At 67.8% G+C, this 15,184-nt stretch carries 15 protein-coding genes; 11 read left to right on the forward strand and 4 right to left on the reverse strand.

The window, feature by feature from the left end; all coding sequences use genetic code 11:
* Positions 1–258 precede the first annotated feature (258 nt).
* Both ACZIYR_RS15260 and ACZIYR_RS15265 read left to right on the forward strand, forming a co-directional pair.
* Positions 259–1,653 (forward strand): NAD(P)/FAD-dependent oxidoreductase, encoded by a 1,395-nt coding sequence (locus ACZIYR_RS15260; protein ID WP_483527291.1) that lies wholly within the window; start codon positions 259–261, stop codon positions 1,651–1,653.
* A gap of 12 nt (positions 1,654–1,665) precedes the next feature.
* Positions 1,666–2,025 (forward strand): hypothetical protein, encoded by a 360-nt coding sequence (locus tag ACZIYR_RS15265; protein WP_473034625.1) that lies wholly within the window; start codon positions 1,666–1,668, stop codon positions 2,023–2,025.
* Between the two features lie 55 nt (positions 2,026–2,080).
* Here the strand turns inward: ACZIYR_RS15265 and wrbA are convergent, their stop codons facing one another.
* Positions 2,081–2,677, reverse strand: a complete 597-nt coding sequence (wrbA, locus tag ACZIYR_RS15270; RefSeq protein WP_473034626.1) for an NAD(P)H:quinone oxidoreductase — start codon at positions 2,675–2,677, stop codon at positions 2,081–2,083.
* 107 nt (positions 2,678–2,784) lie between these two features.
* Positions 2,785–3,648, reverse strand: a complete 864-nt coding sequence (locus ACZIYR_RS15275) for a class I SAM-dependent methyltransferase (protein WP_483527292.1) — start codon at positions 3,646–3,648, stop codon at positions 2,785–2,787.
* A gap of 110 nt (positions 3,649–3,758) precedes the next feature.
* Here ACZIYR_RS15275 and ACZIYR_RS15280 point away from each other — a divergent pair, with 110 nt between their 5' ends.
* The 8 genes from ACZIYR_RS15280 to iadA all read left to right on the forward strand — a co-directional run bounded on the left by ACZIYR_RS15280 (position 3,759) and on the right by iadA (position 11,152).
* Positions 3,759–4,301 carry a lipocalin family protein gene (locus tag ACZIYR_RS15280; protein ID WP_483527293.1) on the forward strand — a complete coding sequence of 181 codons (543 nt, stop codon included), beginning with the start codon at positions 3,759–3,761 and terminating at the stop codon, positions 4,299–4,301.
* Between the two features lie 120 nt (positions 4,302–4,421).
* Positions 4,422–5,408 carry a succinylglutamate desuccinylase gene (locus ACZIYR_RS15285; protein ID WP_483527294.1) on the forward strand — a complete coding sequence of 329 codons (987 nt, stop codon included), beginning with the start codon at positions 4,422–4,424 and terminating at the stop codon, positions 5,406–5,408.
* Positions 5,409–5,655: 247 nt separating this feature from the next.
* Positions 5,656–6,426 (forward strand): ABC transporter ATP-binding protein, encoded by a 771-nt coding sequence (locus ACZIYR_RS15290; RefSeq protein ID WP_473034629.1) that lies wholly within the window; start codon positions 5,656–5,658, stop codon positions 6,424–6,426.
* Positions 6,427–6,438: 12 nt separating this feature from the next.
* Positions 6,439–7,140 (forward strand): ABC transporter permease, encoded by a 702-nt coding sequence (locus ACZIYR_RS15295; RefSeq protein WP_473034631.1) that lies wholly within the window; start codon positions 6,439–6,441, stop codon positions 7,138–7,140.
* Between the two features lie 2 nt (positions 7,141–7,142).
* Positions 7,143–7,868 carry an ABC transporter permease gene (locus ACZIYR_RS15300; protein ID WP_483527295.1) on the forward strand — a complete coding sequence of 242 codons (726 nt, stop codon included), beginning with the start codon at positions 7,143–7,145 and terminating at the stop codon, positions 7,866–7,868.
* 129 nt (positions 7,869–7,997) lie between these two features.
* Entirely contained in the window at positions 7,998–8,765 is a 768-nt protein-coding gene (locus ACZIYR_RS15305) for a transporter substrate-binding domain-containing protein (RefSeq protein ID WP_483527296.1), read from the forward strand.
* 375 nt (positions 8,766–9,140) lie between these two features.
* Positions 9,141–9,926, forward strand: coding sequence for a transporter substrate-binding domain-containing protein (locus tag ACZIYR_RS15310; protein WP_473034633.1), 786 nt, complete (start codon positions 9,141–9,143; stop codon positions 9,924–9,926).
* Positions 9,927–10,003: 77 nt separating this feature from the next.
* Positions 10,004–11,152: a beta-aspartyl-peptidase gene (iadA, locus tag ACZIYR_RS15315; RefSeq protein WP_473034634.1), complete on the forward strand. Its 1,149-nt coding sequence runs from the start codon at positions 10,004–10,006 to the stop codon at positions 11,150–11,152.
* Between the two features lie 7 nt (positions 11,153–11,159).
* On the opposite strand, the gene cadR is transcribed toward iadA, so the two are convergent.
* Positions 11,160–11,615, reverse strand: a complete 456-nt coding sequence (cadR, locus tag ACZIYR_RS15320; RefSeq protein WP_473034635.1) for a Cd(II)/Pb(II)-responsive transcriptional regulator — start codon at positions 11,613–11,615, stop codon at positions 11,160–11,162.
* 125 nt (positions 11,616–11,740) lie between these two features.
* Between cadR and ACZIYR_RS15325 the strand changes: the two genes are divergently transcribed.
* The gene (locus tag ACZIYR_RS15325) at positions 11,741–14,059 is read left to right on the forward strand and encodes a heavy metal translocating P-type ATPase (protein WP_483527297.1); all 2,319 of its coding nucleotides are present in this window, start codon (positions 11,741–11,743) and stop codon (positions 14,057–14,059) included.
* Here the strand turns inward: ACZIYR_RS15325 and ACZIYR_RS15330 are convergent.
* The gene (locus ACZIYR_RS15330; RefSeq protein WP_473034638.1) at positions 13,943–15,142 is read right to left on the reverse strand and encodes a cation:proton antiporter; all 1,200 of its coding nucleotides are present in this window, start codon (positions 15,140–15,142) and stop codon (positions 13,943–13,945) included. The genes ACZIYR_RS15325 and ACZIYR_RS15330 overlap by 117 nt on opposite strands.
* Positions 15,143–15,184: the final 42 nt, after the last annotated feature.

The raw sequence follows: 15,184 nt of genomic DNA on the forward strand, positions 1-15,184 counted from the left end.
CAGACAAAGAAATCAAGACTTTTGTCTTGCCTTGCAGTCATAAATGCAAGGCAACATGACGTGCGTCAAACCGCCACAGCCCGCCTTCGCGGCGAGAAACCCCAGCCGAAATAGCAAAAGGTGGAATATCCATATAGCGAGAGATCGAATATTGATATGCGTCAATGCGCCGCAGCCGCTGGCGAGACAGAATGGATACTAAGGAAATAAAATTATAAGGATATAACCATAATTTCCATTTGATACGCGAGAAACCCCATGACACACCACCCCCCCTTTGCCGGCCGACTCGACCGTCGCCAGCTGCTCAAGCTGGGCCTTGGCGTCGGTGCCGCCAGCCTGCTGCCCCTGGGCAGCCTGCAGGCCAACACGCTCTCCACTTCGGCCCATGTGGTCATCCTCGGCGGCGGCGCCGCCGGCATGGCCATGGCCAACCGGCTCGCCCGCCGGCTGGACGGCGGGCGCATCTCCCTCGTCGAACCCCGCGAGATCCACCACTATCAGCCGGGCTGGACCCTGGTGGCCTCCGGCGTCTGGCACCCGGAAAAGACCACCCGCCCCAACGCCAACTTCGTACCCGCCGGCGTGGAGTGGGTACGCCAGCCCGCCGTGGGTATCGATGCCGAGCGCCGCCGGGTCTCGCTCGCCGATGCCAGCGAGCTGGAATACGACTACCTGGTGGTGGCCACCGGGTTACAGCTCAACTACCACCTGATCGACGGCATGTCGCCGGATCTGGTGGGCAGCCACGGCATCGGCAGCGTCTACGCCAGCATCGAGGGCGCCGCCCGCACCCGTGACGCCATCGACGCCTGGATCACCACCGGCGGCGGCAAGGGCCTCTTCACCGCCGCCCCGACGCCGGTGAAGTGTGCCGGCGCGCCTCTGAAGATGACCTTCACGACGCTGTCGCGGCTGGAGGCAACCGGTCATCGCGACGACTTTCAGGTCGATTTCCTGGCCCCGGGGGAGGCGCTGTTCAGCCAGCCCTGGGTCAACGACTTCGTCAAGCAGCGCTTCGACGACCAGGGCGTCACGCGACGCCACCACTATCGGCTCACCGCCATCGACCCCGGGGCGCGGCAGGCGGAGTTCGCCTTCGTCGGCCCGGACAGCGAGTTCACCTCCCACCATGAGCTGCGCGAGGCGGCGTTCACCCAGGAGGGCGAACGCACGGTGATCGCCGACTACGACTTCATCCACGTGGTGCCGCCGATGAGCGCCCCGGACTTCGTCAAGGCAAGCGACCTGATCGCCCGCGAGGGGCCCTTCCGCGACGAGTGGCTGGATGTGGATATTCACACCCTGCAGCACCACCGCTATCCGGAGGTTTTCGGCATCGGCGATGTGATCGGCGCACCGATCAACAAGACCGCCGCCAGCGTCAAGGCCCAGGCCCCGGTGGTGGAGGCCAACCTGCTGGCCCAGATGCAGGAGCAGCCGCTGCCGGCCCGCCACAACGGCTATACCTCCTGCCCGATGATCACCGGCATCGGCAAGGCGATGCTGGTGGAGTTCGGCTATGACAATAACCTGGACTTCCTGCCCTCCTTCCCCTTCATCGATCCCCGGGACGAGTCCTGGGTCGCCTGGGTGATGAAGGATCGCATGCTGCAGCCGGCCTACTATGCCGTGCTGGAAGGCCAGGCCTGAGGAGACCCGACGATGACGATTCAAGGTGCACTGACCATCCTGATGTACGCCCTGGCCCCCTTCCTGTGGCTGATCGTGGCCGGGGTGAGCGTGCTGGTGATCGCCCAGCTGGTGGCCCGGCTGCGCGGCTATCGCGCGCTCCAGTATCGCTGCTGGGGGACCAACCTGGCGGCGCTGGCGATTGGCCTCTCGGGACTCTGGTGGATTCCCCTCTTCACCCATTCGCGGCTGGCCTATGTGGCAACGCCATTCGATTGGGTGGCCATGATTGGCGCCGTCATCGGCCTGGCGCTCGCCGCCTGGCTGGTGCTGCATCCGCTCAGCTATCTGGTGCGAGGGGGGCGCCTTCGGCAACCCGCTCAGTTCAGCTGACGACCGAACCCCACCCGGGCCTCCGGGCGGGGTGCCATAGGGAGTATAGAAAGCCTCAGGCGGCGAGCTTGGCGGCAATGGTCGCCACGTGTTCGCCCTGGAAGCGAGCCAGCTCGAGCTCGGTATCGCTGGGCTGTCGCGAGCCGTCGGCGCCGGCGATGGTGGCCGCCCCGTAGGGCGAGCCCCCCTTGACCTCCGACAGGTCGAACTGAGAATCCTGCCCGTAGCCGATCGGCACGATCACCATGCCGTGGTGGGCCAGAGTGACCCAGGTGGAGAGAATGGTCGACTCATTGCCGCCTCCGGTACCGGTGGAGGTAAACACGCTGGCCACCTTGCCGCGCAGGCCGCCGCTGGCCCAGAGCCCACCGGTCTGATCAAGGAAGGTGCGCAGCTGCCCCGCCATGTTGCCGAAGCGGGTCGGGGTGCCGAAGATCACGGCATCGTAGTCGGCCATCTCCTGGGGGGTTGCCTCGGGCGTGTCGAGGGCCTTACCGCCGGCCTTGGCGAAAGCGTCAGGGTCCATGGTCTCGGGGACTCGCTTGACGGTCACCTCGACCCCGGCTACCCCGCTGGCACCCTCGGCCACCGCCCTGGCCAGGGTATCGATATGGCCATACATGGAGTAATAGAGCACGAGCACCTTGGTCATGGTCACTCTCCTTCTGCTGGATAATGGGGTATCCGACGAATCACGCCCTCAGCATAGAAGGGGTAGCGGTGAACAAAAGCGAAGCTTTTCGACCCCAGACATCGATCTTATCGAACCGAGCGGCGCCACACCCCCTCCAGGATGCGCACCTTGCCAGCCGCCAGGTTGTCACGCAGGTTGCGCCCCATGACCGGGAAGTCGTCGCCGAAGATCAGCGATGGGCCCGGCAGGGCGGCCGGCACCGCACCGGCGACTTCGCGCCGGCTGCGCTCGCGTCGCCAGGCCAGCGCCGCCTCGGTCACGTCGCGTACCGCCAGCGGTTCGAAGCCGGCCTGGGCCAGGGTGCGCTCGAGCTCGCCGCGGTCGCGCAGATGGCTGGTCGCCGCGCTGCGCGCCCAGGGCACCGGCAGCACCAGCGGCTCGCGGTTGTCGCCGGCCACGACCTCGTGAAGCAGCACTCGCCCTCCGGGCACCAGCAGGCGACGCCACTCGGCCAGCACCCGCGGCACTTGGGGCATGTTCATCAGCGCATGCTGGCACCAGACGGCGTCGAAACGCGCGTCCGGCAGCGGGGCCTGGGCGGCATCGGCGCACAGGAAGCGGGTCTGGGCGGCCATGCCGGTGGCCTCGCTCAGCCACTCGGCCACCTCAATGAAAGCCGCGGTGATGTCCAGGCCCACCACCCGGCAGCCTGCCTCGGCGGCCAGCAGCCGGCTGGCGCCGCCGGTGCCGCAGCCCACGTCCAGCAACCGTTCCCCGGGGCTCAGCTCCCCCCGCGCCGCCAACGAGCGGCTGGCGCTGCGCCCCCCCAGGTGGAGTTGATCAATGCCCGCCACCTCATCCAGGGTCAGCCGGTCCGGGTCGCAGCCTGCCTCCCGGAAGGCCTTGCGCAGCCGAAGCATCAGGCTTTCCCCGCCCCCGGCGGCAAGGGCATCATAGTGGTCATTGAGATGGCGGACGTGGTCGGTCATGGCGGCCTCCTGGCTGGGACAGGCGGTCAGTCTAGCTCGGCGTCGCCACTGGCCCCATCCTGCCAAGGTCACAGCCGCCGCCTGCGCGGCCCCACGACAAGGAGTCGCCGATGTTCCGCCACCTCCTGCTCGCCCCGCTGGGCACCGCCCTGCTGCTGGCCGGCTGCACCGGGATTCCCAAGGGGACCGAGCCCGTCACCGGCTTCGAGCTCGATCGCTACCTCGGCCAGTGGTACGAGATCGCCCGCCTCGACCACTCCTTCGAGCGCGGCCTGGACTGCGTCACCGCCGACTATTCCCGACGCGACGACGGCGGCGTGCGGGTGATCAACCGCGGTGTGAACCTGAGCGAAGGCGAGGTGGACGAGGCCGAGGGGCGCGCCTATTTCATCGGCGACGAAGACGTCGGCCGTCTCAAGGTGAGCTTCTTCGGCCCCTTCTACGGCGGCTATAACATCCTCGAGCTTGACGAGGCATACCAGTGGGTGCTGGTCGCCGGCCCCGACCGCCGCTATCTCTGGATCCTGGCGCGCGACCCGCAGCTCGATGCCGCCACCTATGAGGGCCTGGTGGCCAGCGCCGAACGCATGGCCTTTCCGGTCGACGAGCTGATCGAGGTGGACCAGGGCGAGGCCTGCGCGCCCTGGCGCTGAGGCCGGGCGTGAATTTCACTATCGCACCCGCGCTTTCACCAGCCCGACTCCGGGGCTTGTGGGAAAGTGCACGGCGCCGGAAGGTGGCCCGAGTCTTTTCACACGATCAGGATAGCGGCCATGCTGGCGGAATGGATCGACCTCAGCCTGGAAGGCACCCCCCCGCCCCGAACCGACGGCGCGGTGCGGGGCGGACACTTCACGATTCTCGGGCCGGGCATTCTCGAACTCACCCCCGATACGCCGGCCGAGGATGCCCGCGCCTGCGTGCTGTCGGTGGGCATTCATGGCAATGAGACCGCCCCCATCGAGCTGCTCGGCGACTGCCTGGCCCGACTCGAGGCCGGCCTGACTCGCCTGGGCGCCCCCGCGCTGGTGATCCTCGGCAACCTGGAGGCCATTCGCCAGGGCCGGCGCTTCGTGACCACCAATCTCAACCGACTGTTTCGCCGCGACCTCGGCGAGCGCGGGATGGAACCCGACCGGGCGCGCAAGCTGATGGTCAGCGTGGATGACTTCTTCGCCCGCCACCCCGGGCGGGAGCGCCTGCACTACGACCTGCACACGGCGATCCGCGACAGTCGCTACCCGCGCTTCGTAGTCGAGCCCTTCGCCGAAACGTCCACCCGGCCCGAACAGTGGCGCTGGCTGGCCGGGGCCGATATTCAGGCGGTGCTGCATCAGCACCAGCACAGCTGGACCTTCTCCCACTACGCCAAGCACTATCACGGCGCCCAGGCCTTCACCCTGGAGCTGGGCCGCGCCCTGCCCTTCGGCCACAACGACCTAGCGCCGCTGGCGCCCATGGGGCGGCTGCTCACGGCGCTGCTCGAGGGGCGCGAGCCATTCGGCGCCGCCCCCGAGCGCATGGCCTACTTCCGGGTCGCCCACGAGCTGATGCGCCAGGACCACGACTTCAGGCTCTGCTTTCCCGACGACACGCCCAACTTCACGGAGTTCGCTCCCGGCACGCGTCTCGCCGAGGATGGCAAGGCGGGCCCCTTCACGGTGGGCGAGTCGCCGATGCGGGTGGTCTTTCCCAATGCCCAGGTGGAAGTCGGCGCCAGGGCGGCGCTGCTGGTGGCACCCAGCGCTCCACCGGACTAACCCCGCGACCTGGCAGCGATTGCTGCACAGGCGCCAAACCTTAGTGAAATACTCGACTCAACAACAACAATCCGGAGATATCCCATGATTCGACACCACCATGATTGCCACCAAGGTCGAATGGCACTACCGCCAAGCCAGTCTGTCGAAAAGCGCCGGGCCTGTTAGAATCGCCTCCTTTTCGTGCCAGCCCGCTTGACCGGCCCGTCGCCGCTGCCGGCGATATGCCCCGACCTGGAGCCTCAACATGGCCGATACCCCGATTCCGCTCGAGGTGCGCAACATCAAGAAACGCTTCGGCGATACCGAAGTCCTCAAGGGCCTCTCGCTTGCGGCCCATAAGGGGGACGTCATCACCCTGATCGGCGCCTCCGGCTCCGGCAAGAGCACCTTCCTGCGCTGCATGAACCTGCTCGAACAGCCGGACGAAGGCGACCTGATCGTCCACGGCGAACCGATTCGCTTCAAGCAGACCCGCCACGGCCGCGAGCCCGCCGACTGGAAGCAGGTGGTGCAGATGCGCGCCAAGCTCTCCATGGTCTTCCAGAGCTTCAATCTCTGGGCCCATATGACCCTGCTCGAGAACATCATCGAGGCGCCGGTGCACGTGCTCGGCAAGCCGAAGAAGGAGGCCATCGAGCAGGCCAGGGCGCTGCTTGAGCGCGTCGGCCTCACCGCCCGGGCCGATGCCTATCCGGCGCAGATGTCCGGCGGCCAGCAGCAGCGCGGCGCCATCGCCCGGGCGCTGGCCATGGACCCCGAGGTGATGCTGTTCGATGAGCCCACCTCGGCGCTGGACCCGGAGCTGGTCGGCGATGTCCTCAAGGTCATGCGCGACCTGGCCGACGAGGGCCGCACCATGGTGGTGGTGACCCACGAGATGAGCTTCGCCCGGGACGTCTCCAGCGAAGTGATCTACCTCCACCAGGGCCTGGTGGAAGAGGCCGGCCCGCCCCTGGAGGTGCTGGGCAACCCGCAGTCGCCGCGTCTCCAGCAGTTCCTGGCGCCGAAGTACTGAGGATACTCCATCATGCTCGACCTACACGGCTACGGCCCAAGGCTGCTGGAAGGCGCCGGGGTCACCCTCCAGCTGGCGATTCTCTCGCTGGCGCTGGCCATCGTGCTGGGGCTGCTCACCGCCAGCGCCAAGATGTCCCGCAGCTGGCTGCTGCACAAGATCGCCACTGTCTACACCACCCTGATCCGCGGCGTGCCGGACCTGGTGCTGATGATGCTGCTGTTCTTCGGCGGCCAGATGGCGCTAAACGTGGTCACGGACGCCCTCTACGACCGCTTCGGCGTCGACTGGTACATCAACCTCAACGCCTTCGCCGCCGGAGTGCTGACCATCGGCTTCATCTTCGGCGCTTACATGGGCGAGACCTTCCGCGGTGCCTTCATGGCCGTGGACCACGGCCAGATCGAGGCGGGCAAGGCCTACGGCATGAGCCCCTGGCTAGTGTTTCGCCGCATCCGCTTTCCGCTGATGATGCGCCACGCCCTGCCCGGGCTCTCCAACAACTGGATGGTGCTGCTCAAGACCACCGCCCTGGTGTCGATCATCGGTCTCACCGATATGGTGCGGGTCGCCGCCGAGGCCTCCCGAGCCACCCATGAGCCCTTCACCTTCCTGATCCCGGTGGCACTCATCTATCTGCTGATCGCCTCGCTATCGGAGTGGATCTTCGCGCGGCTGCAGAAGCGCTACAACGTCGGCTTCGGGGAGCACTGAACATGGAGATTCTCGCCTGGTTCCATGAGCTGCTGGACGACAACCTGATCTTTACCCCCCAGACGCTGGGCTACTACTGGGATGGCCTGGTCGTCACCGTTCAGCTGGTGTTCCTGTCGCTGCTGATCGGCCTGGTGCTGGCGGTGCCCCTGGCCATCGGGCGCAGCTCGAAGCATCGCTGGATCAGCCTGCCGATCTACGCCTACACCTATGTGTTCCGCGGCACGCCACTGCTGATCCAGCTCTACATCATCTACTACGGGGTAGTGTTCTTCGACGGCATCCAGGAGACCTTCCTGTGGCCGCTGCTGCGCGAGGCCTTCTACCCCGCCCTGATCGCCTTCACCCTGAACACGGCGGCCTACACCACCGAGATCTTCCGCGGCGCCATCAAGGCGACCCCCAAGGGCGAGATCGAGGCGGCCCGGGCCTACGGCATGTCCCGAGCGCTGATGATGCGACGCATCATCCTGCCCAGTGCCTTCCGCCGCGCCCTGCCGGCCTACGGCAACGAGGTGATCTTCATGCTGCATGCCAGTGCGATTGCCAGCGTGGTCACGCTGATGGACCTCACCGGGGCGGCACGCTTCGTCTACGCGCGCTTCTATGCTCCCTTCGAGGCCTTCATCTTCGTGGCGGTGATCTATCTCTGCCTGACGTTTGCCATCCTCTTCTTCTTCCGCTACCTGGAGAAGCGACTGCTGGCGCATCTCAAGCCCCAGAGCTGAGGGGGCGTCAGCGTCAAACAGGCGTTGGCAAAACCGCGTCTGAGGGCTTTCTCGCCCTGCGCAGCTGCGCTAAATTCTGGCGCGACGTCACCCGATCGGTGGACGAACGACTACAAAAGGAAACCAACGATGAAAACACTGCTGACTGTCTCAATTCTCGGCGTGGCGCTGGCCGCCGGCACCGCCCAGGCCCGCGACTACGATCACGTGCGGTTCGGCGTCGACGTGCCCTACGAGCCGATGGAGTACCGTGACGCGGACGGCGAACTGACCGGCTTCGACATCGAGCTGGGCAATGCCCTGTGTGCCGAGATGGGCGTCACCTGCGAGTGGATCGAGCAGGAGTGGGACGGCATCATCCCGGGCCTGCTGGCGCGCAACTACGACGCCATCATGTCCTCGATGACCATTAACGAAGAGCGTCGCCAGACCGTGCTCTTCTCCGATCCCTACATCACCATTCCCGGCGCCTGGTTCGCCCCCGCCGGCAGCGAGATCGAGGCGATCAACGAGGAGACCCTGGCCGACAAGAGCATCGGCGTGCAGCGCGGCACCACCTTCGACAGCTACGTCACCGACAACTACGGCGGCGTCGCCAGCATCAGCCGCTACTCCACCGCCGACGACATGGTGCTGGACCTGCAGGCCCAGCGCCTGGATCTCGTCTTCCTGGAGTTCATCGTCGGCCAGGTCACCCTGCTCGACGCCCGCGAGGGTCAGTTCCAGGTGGTCGGCGAGATGGTCACCGAGCCGGAAGAGTACTTCGGTGAAGGCTTCGGCATCGCCTTCCGCCAGCGCGACGAGGCGCTGGCCGAGCGCTTCAACGAGGCACTCGCCACGCTGAAGGAAGACGGCACCTACGATGAGATCTACCAGCGCTACTTCGGCGACGAATAAGCCCCGCGCCGTGTGCTCCCCTTCCCCGGCCACCGGGGAAGGGATTGACACCACTGCGTCTCTTGTGGAAAGTCAAACCGTCACCATCGCATCAGGACAGCGTCCATGATCGATTGCCAATCCCCGTCATCGCGCGAGGTCTACCGCTGTTACGTCGACAGCTTCTACCTCAGCGAATGGTTCGACGAATAGCCTTCCCCGGCAGCCGTCCAGGCCGCCATGGCACGCCCGTGCCCGGTTCGTGAGACGCCGCCCGAGCGGCGGCACATCGGCGCGACCCCGGTCGCATCCTCGCCAACCAAAACTCGCCCGTACCCGCGCTACCGCGTGGCCGGACAATACGTGTCACCCAACACCTTCACGGGAGAAAGTCCCATGCGTCATATGACCCTGCTGCTCGCCGCTACCCTGACCGCCGGCCTCGCCGCCGGCAGCGCCCAGGCCCGCGACTATTCCGAGATCCGTCTCGGCATCGACCTGCCCTACGAGCCCTTCATGTACCGCCAGCCGGACGGCACCCTGACCGGCTTCGAGATCGAGCTGGGCGAGGCCGTCTGCGACTATCTCGAGGCCACCTGCGTGTGGGTCGAGCAGGACTGGGACGGCATCATCCCGGGACTGCTGGCGCGCAACTACGACGGCATCATGTCCTCCATGGCGATCACCGAGGAGCGGGCCCAGCGGGTTCTCTTCTCCGAGCCCTACTACACCACCCCCAGTGCCTGGTTCAGCCTGCAGGGCCGGGAGGTCGACATCGCCGATCGCGACAGCCTTGAAGGCCTGGTGGTGGGCGTGCAGCGCGCCACCCTGCAGGACAACTATGTCTCCGAGCTGTACGGCGACCTGGTGGAGATCCGCCGCTATACCAGTGGCGATGACGTGCTCAACGACCTGCGCGCCGAGCGTCTCGACCTGACCTTCCTCGACGCCCCGGTGGCGGAGTCGCGCATGGATCTCGAGGCCGACGACTCCCGCTTCCAGCGCGTCAGCGACTTCATCAATCAGCCCGAGCACATCTTCGGCCAGGGCGTCGGCGTGGCCTTCCGCCCCCGCGACCGCGATCTCGCCGAGCGTTTCAACGAGGCGCTGGCCGCCCTCAAGGAGGATGGCACCTACGATGAGATCATGGAGCGCTACTTCAACTACGATATCAAGCTCTGACGGAGTAGCTCTCCGCGACCCCGCCAGCGCCGGCCGCCCCGGCGCTGGCGCTTCTTCATCCGCGACCGGAAGCCGCCATGCTGACGCTGCTCAAGAATACCCACCTTTACGCCCCCGAGCCCCTGGGACTCTGCCACCTACTGATCGCCGACCGGCGCATCGCCGCCGTAATAGCGGACGGCGAGCCGCTGCCCGCCAGCGGCCCGGGCGTCGAGACGGTCGACCTGGCGGGACGCCGGGTGATTCCCGGCCTGGTGGACCCCCTGGTGCACTTCATCGGCGGCGGCGGCGAGGGCGGCTTCGGCACCCGCACCCCGGAGCTCAGCCTGGAGGATGCCCTGGCTTCCGGCGTCACCACCCTGGTCGGCGCCCTGGGCACCGACGCCCTGACCCGCACCCCGGCCAACCTGCTGGGCAAGGCCCGCGAGCTCGCCGCCGGCGGGCTCACCACCTACTGCTACACCGGCTCCTATCAGCTGCCGCCGGTCACGCTGACCGGCTCGGTGGGCAGCGACATCCTGTTCATTCCCGAGTTCATTGGCGTGGGCGAGGTCGCGATCAGCGACCATCGCGGCTCCCAGCCGGCGGCGAGCGAACTGGCCCGGCTGGCCGCCGAGGCGCGCACCGCCGGCATGCTGGCGGGCAAGTCGGGCATCGTCTTCATCCATACCGGCGATGCCCCAACGCACCTGGAGCCGCTGCGCGAGGCGGCCCGCCAAAGCGCCATCCCGCTGGCCCAGTTCCTGCCGACCCATATCAACCGCACCCCGGAGCTGTTCGAGGACGGCGTACGCTTCGCCCGCGAAGGCGGGCGCATCGACTTCACCACCAGCACTACCCCGGCGCTGCTGGCCGGCGGCGAGGTCCCCGCCGCCGAAGCGGTGGCTCGCGCCCTGCACGCCCGGGTGGAGCCGTCGCGCATCACCCTCTCTTCGGACGCCAACGCCTCGCTGCCGCAGTTCGACGAGGCGCGCCGCTTCGTGGGCCTCGAGCCCGGGCGGCTATCGAGCCTGTTCGCGGTGCTCGGCCAGTGCGTCAACGACCACGGCATCGCCCTGGAGCGCGCCCTGGGCATGGCCAGCGGCCACGCCGCCGACGCCCTCAAGCTCACCGCCAAGGGGCGTCTGGCCCCGGGCTGCGACGCAGACCTTCTGGTATTAAGCGACGGCGAGTGGGCCATCGACGAGGTATGGGCCTTGGGGCGGCGGGTGTTTCGGCGCGGCTAGCCGCCAATCAACCCCCTCCATGCGGACCCGGCACATGGCTCGGCTCATGCGACTCGGCAAGCCGTTCCGCCACCGGCTGAGCCAGCTCCTGGAGGATCCCACAGTGGCTGGAGTCGGTCTCGCCGTTGCAGCGAGAGCGTAGGATGACGAGGGCCTCGCGCAGCGCCTGCAGCTGCTCGATGCGCGCCTCGACGTGAGCCAAGTGTTCATCGATCAGGCCGTTCACCGCGTTGCAGGGTTGGCGCGGATGGTCATGGTAATCGAGCAGGGTGCGGATCTCCTCCAGCGTCATGTCCAGCGTACGACAGTGGCGGATGAAACGCAGCCGCTCGACGTGGGGCGCCGCATAGAGGCGATAGTTGCCGCTGGAGCGGGCGGGCTCGGGCAACAGCCCCTGGCGCTCGTAGTAGCGGATGGTTTCCACCGCGCAGCCGGTGCGGCTGGCCAGCTCACCGATCTTCATGTGAGGCCTCGCATGGTCTTCTCGGAAGTACTTGGGGAAATGCTCTAGAAATTGACGTTTCCGACTTGACTCTGTAGTTGCTACAGGGTGTGTCATCAGCCTATACGATGACACGGAGTCCCGCCATGACCGAACGCAACGGCTGCTCGAGCTGCACACCGGCACCGCCCGCCCCGGGCCGGGCCGGGCGCAACGATCCGCCGCCCGGCACCCAGGCGCTTCGCCTGCACATCGAGGCGATGGACTGCCCCACCGAGGAAGCGCTGCTGCGCCGGGCGCTGGGCGACACGCCGGACATCGAGAGGCTCGACTTCGATCTGGTCAATCGCGTGCTGACGGTGCATCACCGCCACGTCACGGAAGACGCCATCGAGCGGCGTATCGCCGCCACCGGCATGACCGCGCACCGCCACGAGCCGTCCCAGCGCACGCCGACGGCCAGCAGCGAGGAGAATTGGTGGAAGCTCGGTGCCGCCGCGATACTGGCGCTGACCGCCGAAGCCAGCGACTGGCTGGCGCTGGCCGAGCCGTGGCTGGCCGCTGCGCTGGCGCTGACGGCCATCGCCCTGGTCGGCCTGCCGACCTGGAAGAAGGGCTTCATCGCCCTGCGCCATCGCACGCTCAACATCAATGCCCTGATGAGCGTGGCGGTGACCGGCGCGCTGCTAATCGGCCAGTGGGCCGAGGCGGCCATGGTGCTGGTTTTGTTCACCCTGGCCGAGCGCATCGAGGCGCGCTCACTGGGCCGCGCGCGCAACGCCATTCGCGAGTTGCTTTCGCTGGCGCCGGAAAGCGCCAGCGTGCGCCAGGCCGATGGCGCCTTTCGCAGCATGCCGGCCAGCGAGGTCGCCGTGGGCAGCCTGGTGCGGGTGCGCCCCGGCGAGCGTCTGGCGCTGGACGGCAGCGTGGCCGAGGGCCACCCGGCGCTGGACGAATCGCCCATCACCGGCGAAAGCCTGCCGGTGGACAAGGCACCCGGCGCCGCCGTGTTCGCCGGTAGCGTCAACCAGGGCAGCGAATTCCTCTATCGCACCACCCGGGCGGCGAGCGACACCACCCTGGCGCGCATCATTCACACCGTGGAGCAGGCCCAGGCCAGTCGCGCCCCCACCCAGCGCTTCATCGATCGCTTCGCTGCGGTCTATACCCCGGCGGTTTTCGCCATCGCCCTGCTGGTGGGCTTCACCTGGCCGTGGCTGTTCGGCGTCAGCTGGCTCGAGGGCATCTACCGCGCCCTGGTGCTGCTGGTGATCGCCTGCCCCTGTGCGCTGGTGATTTCCACCCCGGTCACCGTGGTCAGCGGCCTGGCCGCGGCCGCCCGGGCGGGCATCCTGGTCAAGGGCGGCCACTTCCTGGAGCAGGGGTATCGACTTACCGCCATCGCCTTCGACAAGACCGGCACCCTGACCCGGGGCCGCCCCTCCCAGCGGGCCTGGCACCCGCTCGACGGCACGCTGGGCATGCCCGGCCGGGAGCGCCTGCGAGCGCTGGCGACAGGCCTCGCCGTGCGCTCCTCGCACCCGGTGTCGGCGGCCCTGGCCCGCGCCGCCGAGGCCGATGGCGTCGACCCGCTGGAAGTCAGCGACGTGCGCGAACTGCCCGGCCGCGGCGTGACGGCTAGTTACGATGGGCGCAGGCTGTGGCTCGGCAACCGCCGCCTGATGCAGCAGTTCTCACCGATCGAGGAAGCCCTCGATGCGCAGCTCGCCGAGCACGAGGCCCGGGGCGAGACGCTGGTGATCCTGGGGGAAGAGACACGCCCGCTGGCCCTGTTCGCCGTCGGCGACCCGCTGCGTGAAGAGAGCCGCGAAGCCATCGGGGCGCTGCATCGGCTGGGCGTGACCACGCTGGTGCTCAGCGGCGACAATCCGGCCAGCGTAACCTCGGTGGCGACCCAGGCCGGCATCGACGAGGCCCATGGCGCCCTGCTGCCGGAGGACAAGCTGGCGATGATCGAGGCGCGGGCTCAGCGGGGACCGGTGGGCATGGTGGGCGACGGCATCAACGACGCCCCGGCGCTGGCCCGCGCCGATATCGGCTTCGCCATGGGCGCGCTCGGCAGCGATGCCGCCATCGAGACCGCCGACGTGGCGCTGATGGACGATGACCCGCGCCGCCTGGCCGACTTCCTGCGTCTTTCACGGCGCACGCGAGCGGTGCTGGTACAGAACATTGCCATCGCCCTGGGCCTCAAGGCGGTGTTCATGGCGCTCGCCTTCACCGGCCACGCCACCCTGTGGATGGCGGTGTTCGCCGACATGGGCGCCAGCCTGATCGTGGTGGCCAACGGCCTGCGCCTGTTGCGCCGTGTGCCGAGACGGGCTGATTCAGCGCAGCACGCGTCGGATCAGGAAGGGCCCGATCAGCTCGAAGACCACGGTGGAGGCCACCACCGCCGAGAGCAGCAGCGTGCCGTGCTCGGGGAATCGCTCGACCACCAGTAGCGCCATGCCCATGGCGATGCCGGCCTGGGGCGTCAGCGCCAGGCCGATATCGTGGGGCAGCTCCTCCCGGCGCCGCATGGCGCGAACCCCCAGGGCACCGCCCAGATAGCGCCCGGCCAGGCGCAGGGCGATATAGGCCAGGGTCAACCACAGCGCGCTGCCCAGATAGCCCAGGTCGACTTTGGCCCCGGAGAGCACGAAGAAGAACACCAGGAAGGGCCATTCGATGTGCTCGATCTCACGAAACGAGCGGGTATGGTGGGAGGAGAGGTTGGCCACCAGCGCCCCGGCGAACATCGCCGCCAGCAGTCCCGAGACCTGAAGCCAGGTGGAGAGTCCGGAGAGCAGCAGGATCAGTGCCAGGGCCTCGACCTGGGTCGGCTCCCCGGGCCGCAGCCGCCCGGTCAACCAGGCCGCCGGCAGGCCGATGGCCGCCCCCAGCAGCAGCGCGCCGCCCAGCTCCCAGCCGGCGTGAGCCAGGGCCAGGCCGCCCTCGCCGGTCAGCTGCCAGCCGAGCAGCGCCATGGCGACCCCGAACAGCAGTATGCCCCAGGCATCGTCGATGGCGACCATGCCCATCAGCAGCCGTGCGCGAAGCCGCGTGTCGCCGCGGGCATAGACCTCGTCGGTGATTTCCGCCGGCTCGGTGGCCACCGAGATAACGGCCAGGCTGAGCGCCACCACCAGCGGAAAGCCCAGCAGCAGCAGACCGAAGCCGACCAGCAGCGCGCCGCTGAGCACGATGGCCAGGGAGATGCCCACCAGCAGCCATCCGTGCCGCCGCAGCCGTGTCAGGGTCAGCTCGCCGCCCAGCAGAAACGACACCAGCACCAGGGCCAGGTGAATCAGCGGCTCGCCGAGTGCGCCCAGGGGCTCGCTTCCGTCATGGTCCAGCAGCAGCTGCTGGACCAGCGCCAGCGCCACCCCGACCAGCACCAGCAGCGAGATACGTGGCAGCCCCAGGCGCCTGGCCAGGGCATCGACGCCGATGCTGACGCTGAGAATCACGCCCAGCAGAATCAGGTTGCCCGTTGCCACGCCGACCTCGGCGGTCGGCCATTGCCAGGGGTCGCTTGCGGTCATGGGATGACCTTAGCCAGCCAGCCCCATGAAGTACAGCGGCCG

This window comes from Billgrantia sp. NRB1, from assembly GCF_056921725.1.